The sequence below is a fragment of the Blautia liquoris genome, from assembly GCF_015159595.1.
Lineage (GTDB): Bacteria > Bacillota > Clostridia > Lachnospirales > Lachnospiraceae > Novisyntrophococcus > Novisyntrophococcus liquoris.
Window position 1 is genome coordinate 1,136,219 of the sequence record NZ_CP063304.1, and the last position, 18,298, is coordinate 1,154,516.

Consider the following 18,298-nt stretch of genomic DNA (forward strand, 5'->3'; position numbering starts at 1 on the left):
TTTAAAAATGACTTTAAAAGACTGAAACTTTTTTCGCAATATTGCGGCATTTGGCGGAATATTCATCGGTCCGGTTTATGGTGTTTATACTACATTTGGATGAGACACTTGAATTAACATGGAGATCTATTCATTCGTTGGGTCCGTGCACTAAGCTAAGATCAATAAAAGCTATGATGTGAATTTTATAACAATTAGGACGTAGGTATAGGCACTTAATTTATAAAGCGGTATATTTGTTGGACATAGCTGCATATAATCCTAGTAAAAATCAAAAGGCGGTTCTATTATTTTATCTATTCTTCTCTAATTAATCTACTTTAAACGTTTGTAGTAGATTTCTATCAGTATTTTGCTTCCACTGCATTATCCCTATCTTACTTAGAACAATAAGAGGTCAACTTGCAAAAGTTAAGGATGGGGCATTTATAACAAGGCCGCACTGTAAGGAGGAGAGGCTATGATTGAAATTAAAATGGACTTACTTCAGACGATTGGATTGGCTGGACTTTCCTTAATCGTAGGTTACTGGTTAAAGAAAAGATGGCTAAAGAGACTAACTATCCCGGCTGCCGTTATTGGAGGGCTGATCTTTGCTATTATCAATACGATTTTTTATCAATTAGGAATCGGATATATCACGGTGAACACAGGGTTAAATGACTTCTTTATGGTTCTCTATTTTACAACGATTGGTTTAGGTGCGAGTATAAAGAATAGTCGGGGCCTGGGGAAAAGTATAGTAATGCTATTAGGCTTAACCATTATTGCTATCTTTGTCCAGAATTTTGTAGCCGTGGGCATAGGAAAGATGTTTGGCGTGGATAGCTTGGTTGCTCTCATGATGGGATCTCCAGCTTTAGTCGGAGGGCCGGGTTGTGTTGCTGCCATTGCGCCAGCCGTTGAAAAGATGGGATACTCTCAGGCGATGACGGCAGGAATGATCTCGGCAACAATTGGAATCAGTGCAGGAGGTCTTTTAGCAGGTCCGATCGGATCTCGGATCATCGAACGTCATAAATTATCAACAATGACGAATGCTAAAACTTATGAACAAGAGGCGGCCAAGTCAGACAAAGATTCTGCCATTATGGGAAAGACAGATGTCTTTAATACTATGATGATTATCTTGGTTTGTATGTTTTTTGGTTCATTCATCACACGGGCTATTAACTCTTTTATGGGTATTTTCATGGATAATATTTCATTTCCAGTTGTGTTAGGTCCCATGATACTGGGTTTTGTTTTTCGCTATATATCAGATAAAAAAGAAAATGACCTGGTGTCTGTGGACGGTGTGGACGTTGTCGCAGATGTGTCATTAGATTTGTTTTTGGGATTAACGATTATTAATCTGCAGTTTTGGACTATTTTTGAAATAGCGGTTCCCATGATAGTCATTCTCGTGGCTGGAATTATTATAACCTTGCTTTTTGCTTATTTTATTATCTACTATGCAATGGGCAGAAATTATGATGCCGCTGTTATGTCGGCTGGATTCGTGGGGTATGGCTGTGGAACTACATCGAATGCGATGTCTGGCATGCGCGAGGTCACAAATAAGTATGGACCAAGTCCAAAATCGTTTTTGACAACATCCATAATTTGTGGGGTTTTCCTGGATTTTGCCAATGTTTTGCTCGTTTTCATTACCATGGGGTTACTGAATTAACATGTTGATGTTCTTAGTTGAAAAATGACACAATAAATAAAAAGGGGAGGTGATTTTAGATGAAAACAGGACTTTTAGTTGATTCATCGGATAATGTTGTAGTTGCCACTGAAACTATTCAGGCGGGAGAAAAAATTAAAGTAGGCAGTGAGGTTATAGTTGCGAATCAGCAGATACCCATTGGCCATAAAGCAGCAATTAAGGAAATAAAAAAAAATGAATATATATATAAATATGGTGTGCCAATAGGATTAGCCAATATGGATATTCAAAAAGGAGATTATATTCATACGCATAATATAACAGATGTGACGGAAGATTTGTGTAAAAGCTACATTGCAGCATTTATGAAGGAGGATTAGAGGATGGATCATTTCTTGGGTTATTTACGTTCGGATGGTTCTGTTGGCATACGCAATTACATATTAGTTGTATCCACAGTACAATGTGCGAATAATGTTGCTATACGCATTGCTGAAAAAACAAATGCGATATCAATTACCCATGATTTTGGCTGTATGGAATCCGAAGAAAATTCGAATAGGACGAACCTTGGTTTAAAAAAGGCATGTGAAAATCCAAATGTATATGGAGTAATTATCGTTGGATTGGGCTGTGAACAAATTGATGCAAATAAAATGTATGATCATGTTAAGAAACTCCCTAAACCTGCATATAAAGTTTTGATTCAAGAGGAAGGCGGACCAAAACAGTCAATTGCGAAAGGGATAGAATATGCCGGTATACTAGAAAAAGAATTAAGCCTGCAACAAAGAGATTCGTTTGGAGCAGAAAAACTTACAGTTGGCGTTCAGTGCGGTGGTTCCGATTGGACAACTGCACTTGCGGGTAATTCGGTTATAGGTGCAATGACCGATTTGATTGTCAAAAATGGTGGAACGGTATTGATGTCGGAAGTTGTTGGATTTCCGGGCAGTGAACATGTGGTGGCGAAAAGGGCTGTAAGTAAAGAGGTGGGTATCGATATCTTAAACATGGTTACCGAATTGAGAGAAGATTTTATCAGCAAGAATGGACAGACCATAGAAGAGGTGAATCCCACTCCCGGAAATAAAGCCGGGGGAATTACAACATTAGTCGAAAAATCAATGGGAAATGTTAAGAAAATGGGTTCAGCACCGGTTCAAGGCATTATTCAGGTAGGAGAGAAAGTACCTCATCCGGGGTTATGGATCTTAGACTGCAGAGCGCAGGGGCCCGACTCGTTTGTAACCACAGCTTTTGCCATGTCCGGAGCACAAATAACAGCTTTTAGTACAGGAAGAGGTTCTCCTCTTGGCAATGCAGTTATGCCATTAGTAAAGATAACAGGAAATCCAGAAACTTATCAATCATTAAATAGTATCATGGATTTTAATGCCGGAAGAGTAATTCTCGGAGAGAAAATTGATCTGGTTGGAGAAGACCTATATAAGAAAATAATTGAGACTGCAAATGGAATTACAACAAAATCTGAAGATAACAGAAACTTTGATTACACGATTCCACGTGATATTAGATCGTGAAAAGGTGTTTGGAAATCTGCGATAAGGAGAGAGTGCTTATGAAAGAAGAATTACTTTCTATATTAGTTTCAGAGGTAAAGCCTGCCTTAGGGTGTACGGGTCCTACCTCGGTATCCTATGCGGTTAGTGTGGCAAAGGATGCCATTGGCGGCAAGGTAAGAAATGTTCGATTCATCGTAGATCGGGATACCTACAAGAATTCGATAGCTGTAGGCATACCGGGGATCTCCGAGAGGGGAGTTGTCATTGCCGCTGCACTTGGCGCTGTATGCGGGCGGTCCAAAGCAAAACTAGAGGTGTTAAAAGATGTCACACCACAAGATGAAATAGATGCAAAAAAATTAGTGAACGATGGGAAAGTTGAATTAAAGATTGACTGGGATATCAAAGGAGTCGGTTTATATATAGAGGCATTCGTAGAAACAGAGAACGGCACAGGCCATGCGATTGTTGCTAAAACACATACAAATGTAATCCTGATTGAAACTAATCGCAATGTACTGTATAAAAGTCAGGAAAATGATATCAATGATGTGCTTGACGAATCGAAGGATAGGATTAATCAGTATACAGTAAAGGATTTCTATGAATTCGCGAGGGAAGTACCGATTGAAAAATTATATTTTTTGAAAGAAGCCATAGAGTTCAACAATAAACTATCTGAAACGGGACTCAAGGAGAATCTGGGGAAGGGGTTTGGAAATGCCTATCTAAGAATAAAAGAAGGCAGTAATATTTATATGAAAGCGAAAGCGTATACTGCTGCAGCTTCAGATGCCAGAATGGCCGGTGAAAATTTATCAGCAATGAGTTGTGCAAGCAGTGGGAATGTTGGAATAACTGCATCAATACCACTTTATATTGTTGCACAAGAACAGGGAAGCAGTGAAGAATTACTTTTGAGAGCTTTAAGCCTGAGTTTTTTACTGACAATTTTTATTAAGAATCAAATTGGGAGACTGTCTGCTATGTGTGCATGTGCTATCGCAGCATCTATTGGTGTTGGCGCCGGTGTTGTGGTTCTTTCAGAGGGAACCTTCGAAGAAGTGGAGGCAACGATTAAAAATATAGTAGGAAGTATTGGCGGAATCCTCTGTGACGGAGCAAAATTGGGATGTGCTCTAAAATTGTCGAATGCGATAGGTACAGCAATTGAATCTGCCTATTTGGCAATGGAAGGGGCAGGTATTCCTGCCGGAGACGGTTTAGTCTGTGACACTGCTGATGAGACTTTAAGAATGTTGGGAAGAATTGCAAAGAATGGAATGGCAGAGACGGATAAAATTGTCTGTAAAGAAATTATCCAAAGAGAAACTCAATAGCTTTTTATTATATGCCCCGTATAAATCCTATACGGGGCATTATCATGCCGGGATAAGAGACTAATTTAAATTTGCTCAAAAAAAGAGATCAAATTTGTAGAAAAGATAGAAAATTATTTTATGGATAGACATTTGAGATAGTAAGTGTTACTCTATAATAGAAATTTAATCGCGATTAAAACATGTATAAATTAAAGGAAGGAGGATGGGATTATAATCAAAGAACCAAGATCTACTGGCACATTATTCTTATAGGTTGTATGATAATGGTAAGAATATATATTCAAAGGAAGGGTGCTGATCATGGCAAAGGAAAAGCAAATTAAACAAGAATACATCAACATAGCTTATCAAATATTAGCTGAAGAAGGATATGAAGCAGTCACTGTCAGGAGACTGGCAAAAGAGACTGGGAGAAATACCGCGTCTCTTTACTATTATTTTGACAGTTTGAGTTATTTGATTTCGATTGCATCCGTCCGTTATCTGATGCAGTATTATGATACTCTTTCCAATGTTATAGACCAGCATTATAAAGCACTTGAGGTTGATCTTCAATCTTGGGTATGTTTAGCATGGTATGCTTTTCACAATGTTCCGATATATGAGAATTTTTTTCTCTATGATATCGAATTAAGTGAAAAAGCTCTTTATGAATATCTAGAGCTTTTTCCAGAGGAGAGAAGTCTTATTGATAATTATTTTATGAACAACATTTTGCTTTCACTTGATATCAAAGCAAGAGAAAAAGAAACGTTATTATTAGCAGTTAAAGAGGGAACTATCGCTTTGAACGATGTGGATTTTCTTGTGAATACGGACTACTATATCTTCTGCGGAATGATGAATGAACTCCGATTCACTTATAAAGATGAGAAAGTTGTACATGCTGTAATGGAAAAATATGCGTCAATCATGACTGATTTATTTCAAAGAATAATGCTGCCGGGAAATTCAATACTTGGCTGTCACCTGGAAACGATCAGCAAGTAATACAATTTTGGTGCTATTATGCACGATTATGTTATTTGCTGAAGAATGTATTGTGATGGGAGAAGAAGAATATGTCTTCAAAAACAGCAAAGAAACATAATCGCTATGTGGTACTAATTGTCTTATGTATCTGTGAAGCGATGTATTTATTGCCTTACTTGCGCTGGACTTTTTACGATCCAATGAAAGAAGGATTTGGGTTCACCAACAGTCAGTTGGCATCGTTAAGTAGTATTTTTGGTCTAATATCTCTATTTGGATATCTGGTTGGAGGACCTATTTGTGATCGATTTTCGCCCAGAAAACTTTTAACTACGGCATTTTTACTAACAGCAATCGGTGGATTTTGGTTTGCTGCGTATCCGCCTTACTGGGCCTGTGTAATAATTTATATTATGTGGGGGTTTGCTACGGCTGTTCTCTTATGGGATTGTATGATCAGGGTAACTCGTTCTCTTGCTTCGAGTGAAGAACAAGGCTTGTTTTTTGGATTACTTGAAGGGGGAAGAGGTGCTGTTGATACAGTCACATCTTTTGCGACCGTTGCTTTGTTTACTGCTTTAGGCAGCAGCATAGCCAGCCTGCGTCAGGTCATATTGGTCATTTCTATTCTTTGTCTTATTGGATCAGTATTAGTAATGATCTTTATAAGCGACGAAATTCCCGGTTCTGGAGATGATGCGAAAATTAATATTCATGAAATACTGGCGGTTTTGAAATTGCCTGCAGTATGGCTGATTTCACTTGTTATTCTTTGCAATTATGCTATTTATACAGGAGGTACCTATCTTACTTCCTATCTTACTGATATTATGGGAGTTTCAGTAGGGGTATCGGCGGTTGTCGCAGTGTTTAGAAACTTTGTCCTTATGATGTTAGGAGGTCCAATTGGCGGATTTCTTGCCAAACGCTTTTCAATATCAAGAGTGATTGTTGCATGTTTTGTATTTATATTAGCGGCAACAGGCATATTTATAGTTTTACCTACCGGATCTGTTGCGTTATCTGTAGTTATGATGATGGCTCTTTATTTGGGGCTGTTTTTCATGAGAGGTATTTATTTTGGAACCGTGGATCAAGCACAGATTCCAATGAAAGTGACTGGAACCGCTGTTGGTATCATTTCACTGGTAGGGTTCTTCCCGGAAGTCTTTATGAATACGATTTCTGGTCATTTGCTTGATGCTTATCCCGGATTTGACGGCTATCATTATTTGTTTATTATTTTATTTGCGTTTTCAGTTGTAGGTTTAATAGCATCTTTGTATTTACAGCGAAATATTAAAAAGGATGAGACAAAGAAGATATAACTGTAACTCTATGAACTCAGATATTCCTATGATGTGAAAGGAAAAGATATGAAGAATAAAAATGCACAGGCTATTCATGATAAATCAATGGAACTACTTCAAACGGTAGGAACGCGATTTCTCCACCCTGAAGCAATCGAGATCCTGAAAAAACATGGGGTGAAGGTGGATGGAAATATCGCTTATTTCACCGAAGATGAAATTATGAAATGTGTTGAGATGGCCCCATCAAAATTCAAAATATATGCAAGAAATTCCAAATTTGATATAGAGCCGGGCAGTGGGCATACTTATATTGGACCGATGATGGGTGGTATCAAAGTGCTTAAAAAGGATGGCACATTACGTACCACGACTGTAGATGATGTGATTAAGACAGATAAAATTGTTGAATACAATGATCGATATCATGTGAATGGTGGTGGTATTTGTACTCCTAATGATATTCCGGAAGATCAATTTATGCTGTTCGAACTATATGCGGGATTAATGCTGTCATCTAAGATTCCGCCGGATGTCAGTGGAAATTACCATACCATGGAGCTTTGTTATGATGTAATAGCTGCAGCTTTTGGATGTTCAAAGGAACAATTAAGAGAAAAGCCGAGAATATTGGCAGGCATGAATGTAAATTCGCCGCTTGTGGTAGACACAATTATGACAGAGACAATGTTTACAAATTTGAAATACCGCCAGCCTTGCTATATTGCACCGGCTGCAATGGGTGGTTCTACAGCTCCAATTACAGCAGAGGGCACCATTGTGCAAAATAATGCAGAGGTCTTGTCCACATTGGCTCTTGCGCAGATGTATGAACCTGGGGCGCCTGTATTATATGGATCTCAGTCTACTGCAGCAGATATGAGAACTTTGGCTATTGCTATCGGGGCTCCTGAATCAGCATTATGTTATAAGTATGCCGGTATTATGGGGAAATTTTACGAACTTCCCGTTCGTTCCGGTGGATTAATGACTGATGCAAAGAAATGTGATGTCCAGGCCGGGTATGAACCAATGTTGTCATTTCTCGCCTGTGAACAGAATGGTGTTGATGTAGTTCTTCAGGGAGCGGGAGTCCTTGACGCATATCTTACTTTTTCATATGAAAAGCTTATATCTGATTTTCAGATTGTGGACTATGTCGATGCTTATCTAAAGGATATTGATGTTAATGATGAAACGGTTCCGATGGAAGACATGCAGGAAATAGGACATGACAGTTCTTTTATCACTGCAGACAGCACGCTGGAATATATGCGTACTGCAATACTGGATCCGATAATCAGTGTCAGAGGTCCGAAACCGCAGGACACCCTTGAGAAAAATATGGATGCTCTGATTCAAAAAGCTCTGGATGAATACCATTCTCCGGATATTCCAAAGGAATGTATGGATAATATGAAAAAAATTGTCCTTGACTATGGTATCGATGAGTCTTATGTAAAGAAGATCGAGAACGCAAGGGTGTTATAACATCGGAGTGTGATATCCCCCTTACTCCAAATCAGAAATCAAAGCGTCCTTACAATTTTTGGCATATCTTCCGGGTGAACATCCGGCATTTTTTTGAAATGTTTTTATAAAATGAGCGTAGTCTTTGAATCCACTTTCAAAGCAGGCTGTTGTGACAGAAGACCCCTGACATAACAGCCTTTTTGAGTACTGAATTCTTCTGCTTATTATGTAATTCCAAAGGGATGTTCCAGTGTAGTCTTTAAATATGTGTGAGATTCTTGAGGCACTGAGGTTTAAATGTTCAGCAATTGAATGAACTGAAATATCTTCAGACAAATTATCATTAATGTACTTAAAAGTATCTCGTATGACTTTAGGCGAGATATCTGTTAAAAATCCATTGTTTGTTTCAGTGACAGAATTTGCGAGCAGAAGAATCATAGTGATGCAGGTTTTGACTTTTATATCATATCCAAATTCTTTTTCCTTCATTGATTTTATAATCGTATCTACATGTGTTTCATATTCTTCCATCTGTTGAGCATTTAAGTGATAATGGGGCAGACCTTTGGGAAAAGCATAAAAACACTTCAACAAATCAGTTTGGTCTGTGGAAAGTTTTTCAATATAACTCTTTTCGATATGTAATGGCAATCTCTCATAGGGTGAGTTATCTTTTGTAAAAAACCCATGAATACTATTTGGCGGTATAAATGTGAGATCACCTGGCCGCAGAGAATAGGTTGAACCGTCGATAAAATAATCTATGTTTCCTGATTTAAACAACATAAGTTCATATGCATTATTATGAAGATGCAATGTCCTCTCATACTTTTTGCAAGAGTATCGATGAACAGCAGCGAATTGGTCAATTGGTTCAATCATTACATTATCCATACGAATTGCTCCTCACATATTTAATAAAGAATATCGAAGTTTACTAGTAATAATAATCAAAGAAGAAAAATGGACAGTATGCTATAGCAGAATATGACATAAATATAGCATAAAAAACAATAATTGTAAACTCTATTTGCTGTAAAATTGACAACTATATAGATAATGTTCCTACTCAACATTGTTTGTTCAGAAAGGAGTTGCATTTTATGAAGATATCTTTACAAAACAGAGGAGATGCGATTCAAGTTTTTTTAGATATGATTCGGCCTTTGAAACCATTTTATAGTGAGCATCATGCTTTTTTGCATTTAGGGGATACCGGTGTTCATTATGGAGAAAAATCAGCAGAGATGGAGGGATTTGCCCGAATATTATGGGGGTTAGGACCGTTATGGTCAGCTGATAATACAAATTTACCCTTAGCTGTCCAAGAAGAAATTTCAGATTGGCTGACACTATATCGCGACGGGATTGTTCATGGAACATCTCCCGAAGATAAAGAATATTGGGGAGATATTTTTGATTATGATCAAAAGATGGTAGAGGTGTCAGCTATTTCTTTTTCAATCGCATTAAACAGAAAAGAACTCTGGGATCCATTAACAGAGAATGAGAAAAGAAATCTTTACAACTGGCTAGACGGAATGAACCAGCATGAGATGCCTGATAATAATTGGCGCTATTTCCGTATTATGACGAATATGATGTTTCGCCTTCTGGGATTACCCTGGTCAAAGGAACGGATGGAAGAAGACTTTGATTTGATCGATAGTTTTTATATTGATGAGGGTTGGTACTGTGACGGAACACCGACCCAGATTGATTATTATGTGGCATTTGCAATTCATCATTATGGATTGATTTATTCGAAACTGATGTATGAGATTGATCCAGAACGATGTAATGTTTTAAAAGAGAGAAGCAAAAAGTTCTTTTATGATTTTGTTTATTGGTTTTCTAATAATGGTGAAGAGATTCCATTTGGAAGAAGTTTAACTTATCGATTTGCACACAGTGCCCCATTTGCTGCCATGGCATATGCTGATCTGGATCTTGATTATGGTGTTTTAAAGAATCTTGTTTTAAGAAATTTGGAGTCATGGATGAAACGTCCCATTTTTGATAAAGCAGGCGTTTTAACTATAGGATATGGATATCCTAATTTATTCATGAGTGAAAATTATAATGGGTGCGGTTCCCCATACTGGTGTAACAAGGTCTTTCTGATTCTTGCTCTACATGAAGACCATCCATTCTGGAAAGCGCAGCCGAAACAGTTTCAGTATAAACCTAAAAAAAATTTGAAATATCCGCATATGATTGTGACACATGATAAATATGATCATGCCTTGGCGTATGTCACTGGTCAGTATTTGCAAGGTGATCATGGCCAGGGAAGAGCAAAATATGAGAAATTTGTGTATTCGAATCAACTGGGATTTAGTATTCAAAGAGGGACCACCCTTGAAGAGGGAGGATTTGACAGTACATTAGCTGTATCAGTAAAGGGTGAAAATCGCTACTGTGTACGACATGGTCTGGATGAATTCTACGTGGACGAAGAAAAGGTCTACAGCAAGTACCATCTGATTACTGGTGTTAGCGTGGAAAGCACGATAATCCCATGCTTATCATGGCATGTTAGAATTCACAAGATTTATAATGAAATACCGATTGATATTGCAGAGGGAGGATTTTCGCTGCCTCAGGAGCGTTGTTTTCAAGTGGCCAAAGGCAACACAACAGGTCGCTTTGATCCTGATGATGTAACAATCAATGGAAATACACTAGTGGCTGGTTTTCCCTGGGGAACAAGCTGCATTGCCAGTGAAACGGGACTAACCCCGGTACTGATATATTCAATGCCAAATACAAATCTTTTTTATAATTTAACGGTTATTCCAATGGTTTGTGCAACACTGGAACCAGGGGTACACTTAATTGTGGATAGCGTATGCGGAGATATTCATGAAGAGAAAGAAAAACTTTTAGCGAAAAAGCCCAGGGTTGAAATAACAGATGAGTGTATAAATATCGGTTATGAAGAGAAGGAATTGTCTGTCAAAACTGGCAGTTCAAACTAATAAGGAGGAAAAAAACATGAATAAAAAAAGGGTAGGAATCGCTTTATTTGCCGGTGTATTATCAATTGGGATGCTTTCCGGATGCGGTGATGAGAAAAAGGATGCTAAAGGTGGAAAAACAGACCTGAAGGTGGCTATCTGGGATTATTCGACAACCGAATATTATAAGACAATGTTTGATGCATTTACAAAGAAAAACCCGGATATCAACATCGAGGTAGTAGAGTTTTCTGCAGATGAATATGACAATACGGTGACAACACAACTTGGGGGAAAGCAAGACTTTGACGTAGTATTTACAAAAGGTACTCCTGCATTAAGTGGTCTTATTGCTCAGGGACATGTCATTTCTCTGGATGATTATATCAAAAATGATTCAGATTTCAACAAAGATAATTATCTGGGCTTAATTGATCAGCTGACAATGGATGACAAAGTATATGGTGTGCCTTTCCGAAAAGACAATAATTTGCTTTTCTATAACAAAGACCTTTTTGATAAAGCGGATGTTCCGTATCCTGAAGATGGTATGAACATGAAAGAGTATCATGAATTGGCGGAGAAAATGACGAGTGGTACTGGCAATGACAAAGTGTATGGTGCACATTTTCATACATGGGCCAGCAATGTTTACGATTTGGCAAGACGTCCGGAGGCTTTTGATCAACTTGACACGGATACTTATGATAATTTGAAACCTTACTATGATGAGGTACTTGCTATGCAAGATGAGGGGGCTATACAAGATTATGGTGCACTTAAGTCATCGAATATTCATTATTCAGGTGTCTTTTATAATCAACAGACATCAATGATAACGATTGGTACCTGGTTTATCAATAACCTGTTGGAAAATGTTACCGACTTTAATTGGGGAGTTTGCAGTACTCCAAATAATGAAGGCATGGGAAAGGATAACGCTGTAGGAGGTGTAACACCTGTTTCCATAGGAGCATATGCGAAACATCCGGATGAAGCATGGAAATTTATTAGTTATATCTGCGGAGAGGAAGGAGCAGAGGTAATTGCAAAGACCGGAATCCTTCCAGGATACAATTCTGATAAAATAAATCAGATATTCGATGATCTTCCGAAGACATATGAAAATGCTCCTGAAAATTTATCAAATTATATAGACGTTGATAAATATGTGATTGAACAGAGAATGGATCCTAAAATCAAAGACATTGAAAATATTTTAACTGAGGAGCACAGTGAGATTATGACAAAGAGTATCAGTGTCGATGAAGGAGTCAAGAAGATGAAAGAAAGAGTATCAGAGCTTCAGCAGAATTAATTGCTTATATAAGTGTCCCTGGCTGGTTCTATGGCCAGGGAACAGGGAAAGGAGCAGATTATGAAGAAAAAAAATCTAGTTGCATATTCATTTATTCTTCCGAATCTATTAGGATTCTTTGTGTTTACATTTATCCCAATTATATTTTCACTTCTCCTGAGTTTTTGCGAATGGGATTCTGGAAATCCTATAAAATTCGTGGGACTCGATAATTTTGTTACAATGTTTACAAAAGATAAGAGTTTTTGGATTTCCTTAAAAAACACGTTGTACTATACAGTAGTAACTGTTCCTGTAACTTTGGTATTATCTCTTTTTCTGGCGATTTTAATGAATAAACCAATCAAAGGAAGAAATTTTTTTCGATCGGTATTGTTTTTTCCATATGTGGCATCATTGGTTGCAGTTGCAGTCGTATGGATGGCGTTATTTAATCCTGACAGAGGTCCAATTAACGGTATTCTTATGGCTTTGGGGGTTAATAATCCACCTAGGTGGGCGGCCTCAACAACCTGGGCTATGCCCACTATCATTGGTCTCACCGTATGGAAAGGCATGGGTTATTACATGATTGTATATCTGGCTGCACTTCAGGGAGTTCCGAAAGAATTGTATGAAGCGGCAGCGCTGGATGGAGCAAGTGGATGGCAGCAGTTTCGAAATGTGACTTGGCCAAATGTCACTCCCACTACTTTTTTTATTCTCATGATGCTTTTGGTTTCAGCATTTAAGTCGTATGATACGATGTATATAACGACTCAGGGGGGACCTGGTGAAGCGACAAAAGTTCTTGCTTACCATATCTATAATAGTGCATTTGTAAGTTCTAAATTTGGATACGCAAGTGCATTGTCTATGGTTTTATTTGTTATTGTAATGGTGGTTACATTGATTCAGTTTAAGGGAGAAAAGCGGTTTACAAACTATTTGTAAAGGAGCATGTCACATGGAAAATACGAAGAAAACTGCCGGAACACGGATTAAAAAAGCATTTATTTATCTGGCACTTATTGTTATGGCACTCATTATGTTAATTCCTTTTGCATGGATGATCTCTGCTTCATTAAAGCTAGAAAAAGATGTCTTTTCTTTCCCCATTCAGTGGATTCCAAAAGACCCTCAGTGGAGTAATTATGCAATCATATGGAAAAAAGTGCCCTTACTTACAGGCTTTTTAAACACAACAAAATTAACAGTATGCACAACGATATTACAGCTGATTACATCGAGTCTTGCTGCATACGCCTTTGCAAAACTTGAATTTAAAGGCAGGGATACTATTTTCATGATGTATGTGATGACAATAGCGATTCCCTGGCAGGTGTATATGGTTCCTCAATATAAACTAATGACTTGGCTTTCGCTTACAGATAGTCATCTGGGAATTATTTTGATGCATGCGTTTACTGCAATGGGAGTGTTTCTTATGAGACAATTTTTCATGGGAATTCCCAATGAATTGCTTGAGGCAGCTAGAATTGATGGGTTGAGTGAATATGGAATTTGGGCGAGGATTATGCTTCCCTTGTCTAAACCGGCTATTGCTACGCTTTGTATCACGTCATTTACTTTTGAGTGGAATGATTTTATGGGCCCTTTAATTTACTTATCTACGCAGTCAAAAAAGACGATACAATTAATGCTGCGTATGTTTAACACGCAATATTCCTCAAACTATGCTCAGATCATGGCAGCGGCAACAGTCGCACTAATCCCGGTATTGATCATATTCGTACTGTTGCAAAGATATTTTGTGGAGGGAGTTGCCACTTCAGGCATAAAGGGATGAAAATAGATTTTACAATCGTATGATAGGAAAGAGGTGCAATGTGATCAGAACATTTTCAACAAATAACATTCGAAAAACTACCGAACTCAGTGACAGTCTGTGGCAGTTTTCACCCTGCAGCGGCGAAAGAAAAGGAGAAAATATTGAGATATCTGTTCCGTGCTGTTGGGAGACAATTCCAGGATTTGAGTCATACCGTGGAGAAGGAATCTTTACTAAGAAGTTTCATGCAGGCGGCAATGTCAGGATGATGTTTAAGGGCGTCAGTCACACTGCTATTGTATCTGTAGATGGCAGAATGATTGGTGAGCACTATAATGCATATACCCCGTTTTCCTGTGTTTTCAAAGGCATGGAAGAAGGAGAGCACGAACTCTCTGTCCGGGCAAGCAATTCTTTTAGTGAAGAAAGTGCTCTTCATGTGCCAAATGATTACATGAGTTACGGTGGCATCACACGTGGAGTTGTCATGGAGATGGTCAGAGAGGAATACATAGACTGGATTCATGTGATACCTAAAAAGGAAAGTGGAGGATGGAACGCAGAGGTTTATGCAAAAGTCGTTAACTTATCGGACATAAACAGAAAAATTAAATTGAATCTTGTAATTGATGGGGGCTTTCATGATTCTAAAGAAGTTGTATTTGATGAATTCGGGGAAGCCGTAGTGCATGTGGATTTTCATATTCGGGATAAAGATGTAAAGGTATGGGACATCATCAACCCGAATCTTTGTGGAATTCGGGCCGAACTATCTGATGAAGATGGAATATTTGATGACTTGAATGATCGTTTCGGATTCCGTGAAATTCAGATTTCCGGAAAAAATATTCTTTTAAATGGACGAAAGTTGAGAATAAAAGGAATTTGTCGCCATGAAGATCATCCGATGTTTGGATGTGCCCTTCCGTTTGCCGCAATGCAGCAGGATATTCAGATGCTTAAAGATCTGGGCGCAAACTCAATACGTACGTCACATTATCCAAATGACGAATTGTTTTTGGATCTATGCGATGAACAGGGGATTCTTGTGTGGGAAGAGAATCATGCAAGAGGCCTGTCAGTGGAACAGATGTTAAATCCTAGGTTTGAATCACAGGCAGAAGCCTGTATCAGAGAAATGATCACAGCACATATGAATCATCCAAGTATCTATATCTGGGGTATTCTGAATGAATGTGCCAGCGATACAAAATATGGATATCAATGCTATAAGAAGCAATATGATCTGATCAAAGAATTAGATCCATCCAGACCACGCTCCTCTGCCAGCTGCAAGTTTAAGACGGATCTCTGTTTTGGATTACCAGAAGTAGTCTCGTATAATTTGTATCCGGAGTGGTATCATGATACGCCATCGAGAGAATATGTTGACGAAATTTATAACTGGGTACAGCAAGAAAGTGATGGATCTGGAAAGCCATTTCTTGTCACAGAGATTGGAGCAGGAGCAATCTATGGATTCCGATCACAAACTCTGTGTAAGTGGTCTGAAGAATATCAAAGAATTGCTCTGGAACATCAGATGAAAGCAGTTTTGGATCAGGAGGGCTGCAGTGGAATATATATCTGGCAGTACTGCGATGTCAGAATCAGCGGTGAGTGGTTCAGCAGCCGCCCCAGGACAATGAACAATAAAGGGGTCGTGGATGAATACAGAAGACCAAAACTGGCTTATGATAAAGTGAGGGAAATCCTGCATTCATATTCTGACTATCGGTAGTATGCTGCAGAGATGGAAATAACAGATATGATTTAAGATATGACAAACATAGATATCATGATGGAGTAGGGAGCCCCCATGTTTTTGATGAAAACGTGGGGGTCATTTCGTCTGTACATTGACAAGTATGTATCATGCAAAATGATGTTGGGGTAAAAAGTAATTTGATCCCCATGATGCACGGATCACTGTGATAGAAACTTGATATAATTTCACAAAATTGTGTTCATAAAACTAGTTAATCCTTACAACAAGATACAAGATAAAGAAACTGAGACTTCTATATTGTTTACAATTGAATTAATATATAGATATCAGGAAATAAAAACATACAAAATAAGATGGATTTCAAGAAGGAGGATGAAAGAATGTTTAAAGAGATAGCCAGTAAAGTTACGGTCGAAAGGCTCCGCGATATTACCCCTTATCATCGGGCGAAGGATCGCTTTGAATGGGAGGAGCTGCCAGAAGATCTGAGGAAACAGTTGATAAAGGATGGGGAGGACTATATAGATTTTATATTTGTAGTTCTTCCGGCAGTTCGCTATATGGATTTCAGTCGAGATGGAAATCGATCAAGATTCGAGGCAGTGTATTTTGAGAGAAGGAGAGCGTTGAATGCTCTTGTATTGGCGGAATGTGTTGAGCATGAAGGGCGTTTTATGGAACAGATTATCAACGGTGTAATTGCAATCTGTGAGGAATCAGGATGGCAGCTTCCCGCACATAACAACTATCCTCCACAGGATGATCTGCTTGGTCTTCCCAATACAAAGAGACCCCTCCTGGATCTTTTTGCATGTGAGACAGGTGAGCAGCTTGCAGCAGTCATATATTTACTTGATGATGAGTTGAATCAGGAATCCCCACTTATCAGAAAACGTGTATCAGAAGAGATAGAAACTCGAATTATTCAGCCATACTTGAATGATTATTTTCGCTGGATGGGAGGAAAAGGGGTACCGGTGAATAACTGGACTCCATGGTGCACGCAGAATGTTCTTTTGGCATCTATGCTTCCAGGTATGTCGACTTCACTGCAAAAAGAAATGATTCTCAAAAAGGCAGCTTCAAGTCTAGATGATTTTTTGGACAGTTACGGAGAGGATGGATGCTGCAACGAAGGCGTTGGATACTTCAGAGCATCTGGTTTGTGTCTGTTTCAGGCGATTGAGATTTTGAATATGGCCACTGATGACTCTTTTGAATCTATTTATCAGGTTTCAAAGATTAAAAATATTGCTGAGTATAGTATGAATATGCATATTGCAGATAGTTTTTATGCAAACTTTTCGGATTGTTCTCCAACCCCCGGGCGTTCCGGAGTAAGGGAATTCCTTTATGGGAAGAGAACTGGAAATCAGGAACTGATGCAGTTTGCAGCCGATGACCACAGAAAAGAAACCGAAATCACAATGAAGGCATCTGAGAATTTATATTATCGGCTTCAGGCAGCTTTTACTGAACAGGAAATCAGGGATTTTGATCTCAAGAGGCCTGCAAGAACTAAAGATATTTATTATGATAGCGTTGGAATCTTAATAGCCAGAGATGAGAAGCTGTTTCTTGCCGTAAAGGCAGGATGTAACGATGACAGTCATAATCATAACGATACTGGAAGCATTACTGTGTATAAGAATGGAAAACCAGTTTTGATAGATGTCGGAGTGGAGACCTATTCGAGAAAAACATTTTCTGAAAAACGTTATGAGATCTGGACCATGCAGTCGATCTATCATAATGTTGTAAATTTCGGTGGAACAGGACAGCTTCCGGGAAGAGATCGAAAAGCTGTAGTAGATCATGTGATGTTAAACGACAAGACAGCTGAGATTTCTATGGAACTTTCATCTTGCTATCTGAAAGGAGATATAGACAGATATACAAGGACAGTTACTTTTGATAAAGGAAATCAGATTAAAGTTGTGGATCAGTGTAGTCCAAAGGAATCAGAGGCAGTACTTACGCTTATGACACTGAAAAAACCAGAGGTTTTGTCAAATGGAGATTCAGGGAAGAAACAGCTGGCGGTCAATGATTCTGTTATTTCTATCAAGGATGTCAAGTCCCTGGATACGGAAACGATTGATTTAGTCGATCCAAAACTACAGGCAGAGTGGGGAGATAGGATTTATAGAACAGTGATTCGGTTGAAAGACGGACGCTGTACTTTTTATGTTGAATAAGAACATGTGTAAAGGAGCTGTTTTAATATAAAGAGAGGGAT

The 18,298-nt window shown here is 38.5% G+C and carries 14 protein-coding genes; 13 read left to right on the top strand and 1 reads right to left on the bottom strand.

What is annotated here, in order from left to right:
* Nucleotides 1-460: 460 nt before the first annotated feature.
* The 7 genes from INP51_RS05125 (at nucleotide 461) to INP51_RS05155 (ending at nucleotide 8,296) form a co-directional block, all read left to right on the top strand.
* Nucleotides 461-1,672: a sodium/glutamate symporter gene (locus INP51_RS05125; RefSeq protein ID WP_193736652.1), complete on the top strand. Its 1,212-nt coding sequence runs from the start codon at nucleotides 461-463 to the stop codon at nucleotides 1,670-1,672.
* Between the two features lie 59 nt (nucleotides 1,673-1,731).
* On the top strand, nucleotides 1,732-2,034 hold the full coding sequence (locus INP51_RS05130; protein ID WP_193736653.1) for a UxaA family hydrolase: 303 nt from the start codon (nucleotides 1,732-1,734) through the stop codon (nucleotides 2,032-2,034).
* A 3-nt stretch (nucleotides 2,035-2,037) separates the two neighbouring features.
* Nucleotides 2,038-3,198, top strand: a complete 1,161-nt coding sequence (locus tag INP51_RS05135; RefSeq protein WP_193736654.1) for a UxaA family hydrolase — start codon at nucleotides 2,038-2,040, stop codon at nucleotides 3,196-3,198.
* Nucleotides 3,199-3,236: 38 nt separating this feature from the next.
* Nucleotides 3,237-4,520, top strand: coding sequence for an L-cysteine desulfidase family protein (locus INP51_RS05140; RefSeq protein WP_193736655.1), 1,284 nt, complete (start codon nucleotides 3,237-3,239; stop codon nucleotides 4,518-4,520).
* Nucleotides 4,521-4,823: 303 nt separating this feature from the next.
* A complete protein-coding gene (locus INP51_RS05145; RefSeq protein ID WP_193736656.1) occupies nucleotides 4,824-5,513 on the top strand; it encodes a TetR/AcrR family transcriptional regulator in 690 nt (229 codons plus the stop codon).
* A gap of 71 nt (nucleotides 5,514-5,584) precedes the next feature.
* Nucleotides 5,585-6,823 (top strand): MFS transporter, encoded by a 1,239-nt coding sequence (locus tag INP51_RS05150; protein ID WP_193736657.1) that lies wholly within the window; start codon nucleotides 5,585-5,587, stop codon nucleotides 6,821-6,823.
* Between the two features lie 48 nt (nucleotides 6,824-6,871).
* Nucleotides 6,872-8,296: a trimethylamine methyltransferase family protein gene (locus INP51_RS05155; protein WP_193736658.1), complete on the top strand. Its 1,425-nt coding sequence runs from the start codon at nucleotides 6,872-6,874 to the stop codon at nucleotides 8,294-8,296.
* A gap of 21 nt (nucleotides 8,297-8,317) precedes the next feature.
* Here the strand turns inward: INP51_RS05155 and INP51_RS05160 are convergent, their stop codons facing one another.
* Entirely contained in the window at nucleotides 8,318-9,175 is an 858-nt protein-coding gene (locus INP51_RS05160) for an AraC family transcriptional regulator (protein WP_193736659.1), read from the bottom strand.
* 209 nt (nucleotides 9,176-9,384) lie between these two features.
* Here INP51_RS05160 and INP51_RS05165 point away from each other — a divergent pair, with 209 nt between their 5' ends.
* From INP51_RS05165 to INP51_RS05190, 6 genes are all read left to right on the top strand, one after another.
* Nucleotides 9,385-11,262, top strand: coding sequence for a DUF2264 domain-containing protein (locus INP51_RS05165; RefSeq protein WP_193736660.1), 1,878 nt, complete (start codon nucleotides 9,385-9,387; stop codon nucleotides 11,260-11,262).
* Nucleotides 11,263-11,278: 16 nt separating this feature from the next.
* Nucleotides 11,279-12,559, top strand: a complete 1,281-nt coding sequence (locus INP51_RS05170; RefSeq protein ID WP_193736661.1) for an ABC transporter substrate-binding protein — start codon at nucleotides 11,279-11,281, stop codon at nucleotides 12,557-12,559.
* Nucleotides 12,560-12,619: 60 nt separating this feature from the next.
* Nucleotides 12,620-13,492: a carbohydrate ABC transporter permease gene (locus INP51_RS05175; protein ID WP_230406881.1), complete on the top strand. Its 873-nt coding sequence runs from the start codon at nucleotides 12,620-12,622 to the stop codon at nucleotides 13,490-13,492.
* Between the two features lie 13 nt (nucleotides 13,493-13,505).
* Nucleotides 13,506-14,348: a carbohydrate ABC transporter permease gene (locus tag INP51_RS05180; RefSeq protein ID WP_193736663.1), complete on the top strand. Its 843-nt coding sequence runs from the start codon at nucleotides 13,506-13,508 to the stop codon at nucleotides 14,346-14,348.
* A 19-nt stretch (nucleotides 14,349-14,367) separates the two neighbouring features.
* Nucleotides 14,368-16,071, top strand: coding sequence for a glycoside hydrolase family 2 protein (locus INP51_RS05185; protein WP_230406882.1), 1,704 nt, complete (start codon nucleotides 14,368-14,370; stop codon nucleotides 16,069-16,071).
* A gap of 368 nt (nucleotides 16,072-16,439) precedes the next feature.
* Nucleotides 16,440-18,257, top strand: a complete 1,818-nt coding sequence (locus INP51_RS05190) for a heparinase II/III domain-containing protein (RefSeq protein ID WP_193736664.1) — start codon at nucleotides 16,440-16,442, stop codon at nucleotides 18,255-18,257.
* Nucleotides 18,258-18,298: the final 41 nt, after the last annotated feature.

Excerpts from the sequence above, each read along its gene's own strand:
- INP51_RS05125 (WP_193736652.1), top strand. The coding sequence starts at position 461 with ATGATTGAAATTAAAATGGACTTACTTCAGACGATTGGATTGGCTGGA.
- INP51_RS05130 (WP_193736653.1), top strand. The coding sequence starts at position 1,732 with ATGAAAACAGGACTTTTAGTTGATTCATCGGATAATGTTGTAGTTGCC.
- INP51_RS05180 (WP_193736663.1), top strand. The coding sequence starts at position 13,506 with ATGGAAAATACGAAGAAAACTGCCGGAACACGGATTAAAAAAGCATTT.
- INP51_RS05185 (WP_230406882.1), top strand. The coding sequence starts at position 14,368 with ATGATAGGAAAGAGGTGCAATGTGATCAGAACATTTTCAACAAATAAC.
- INP51_RS05190 (WP_193736664.1), top strand. The coding sequence starts at position 16,440 with ATGTTTAAAGAGATAGCCAGTAAAGTTACGGTCGAAAGGCTCCGCGAT.
- INP51_RS05135 (WP_193736654.1), top strand. The coding sequence starts at position 2,038 with ATGGATCATTTCTTGGGTTATTTACGTTCGGATGGTTCTGTTGGCATA.
- INP51_RS05145 (WP_193736656.1), top strand. The coding sequence starts at position 4,824 with ATGGCAAAGGAAAAGCAAATTAAACAAGAATACATCAACATAGCTTAT.
- INP51_RS05170 (WP_193736661.1), top strand. The coding sequence starts at position 11,279 with ATGAATAAAAAAAGGGTAGGAATCGCTTTATTTGCCGGTGTATTATCA.
- INP51_RS05140 (WP_193736655.1), top strand. The coding sequence starts at position 3,237 with ATGAAAGAAGAATTACTTTCTATATTAGTTTCAGAGGTAAAGCCTGCC.
- INP51_RS05160 (WP_193736659.1), bottom strand. The coding sequence starts at position 9,175 with ATGGATAATGTAATGATTGAACCAATTGACCAATTCGCTGCTGTTCAT.
- INP51_RS05165 (WP_193736660.1), top strand. The coding sequence starts at position 9,385 with ATGAAGATATCTTTACAAAACAGAGGAGATGCGATTCAAGTTTTTTTA.
- INP51_RS05175 (WP_230406881.1), top strand. The coding sequence starts at position 12,620 with ATGAAGAAAAAAAATCTAGTTGCATATTCATTTATTCTTCCGAATCTA.
- INP51_RS05150 (WP_193736657.1), top strand. The coding sequence starts at position 5,585 with ATGTCTTCAAAAACAGCAAAGAAACATAATCGCTATGTGGTACTAATT.
- INP51_RS05155 (WP_193736658.1), top strand. The coding sequence starts at position 6,872 with ATGAAGAATAAAAATGCACAGGCTATTCATGATAAATCAATGGAACTA.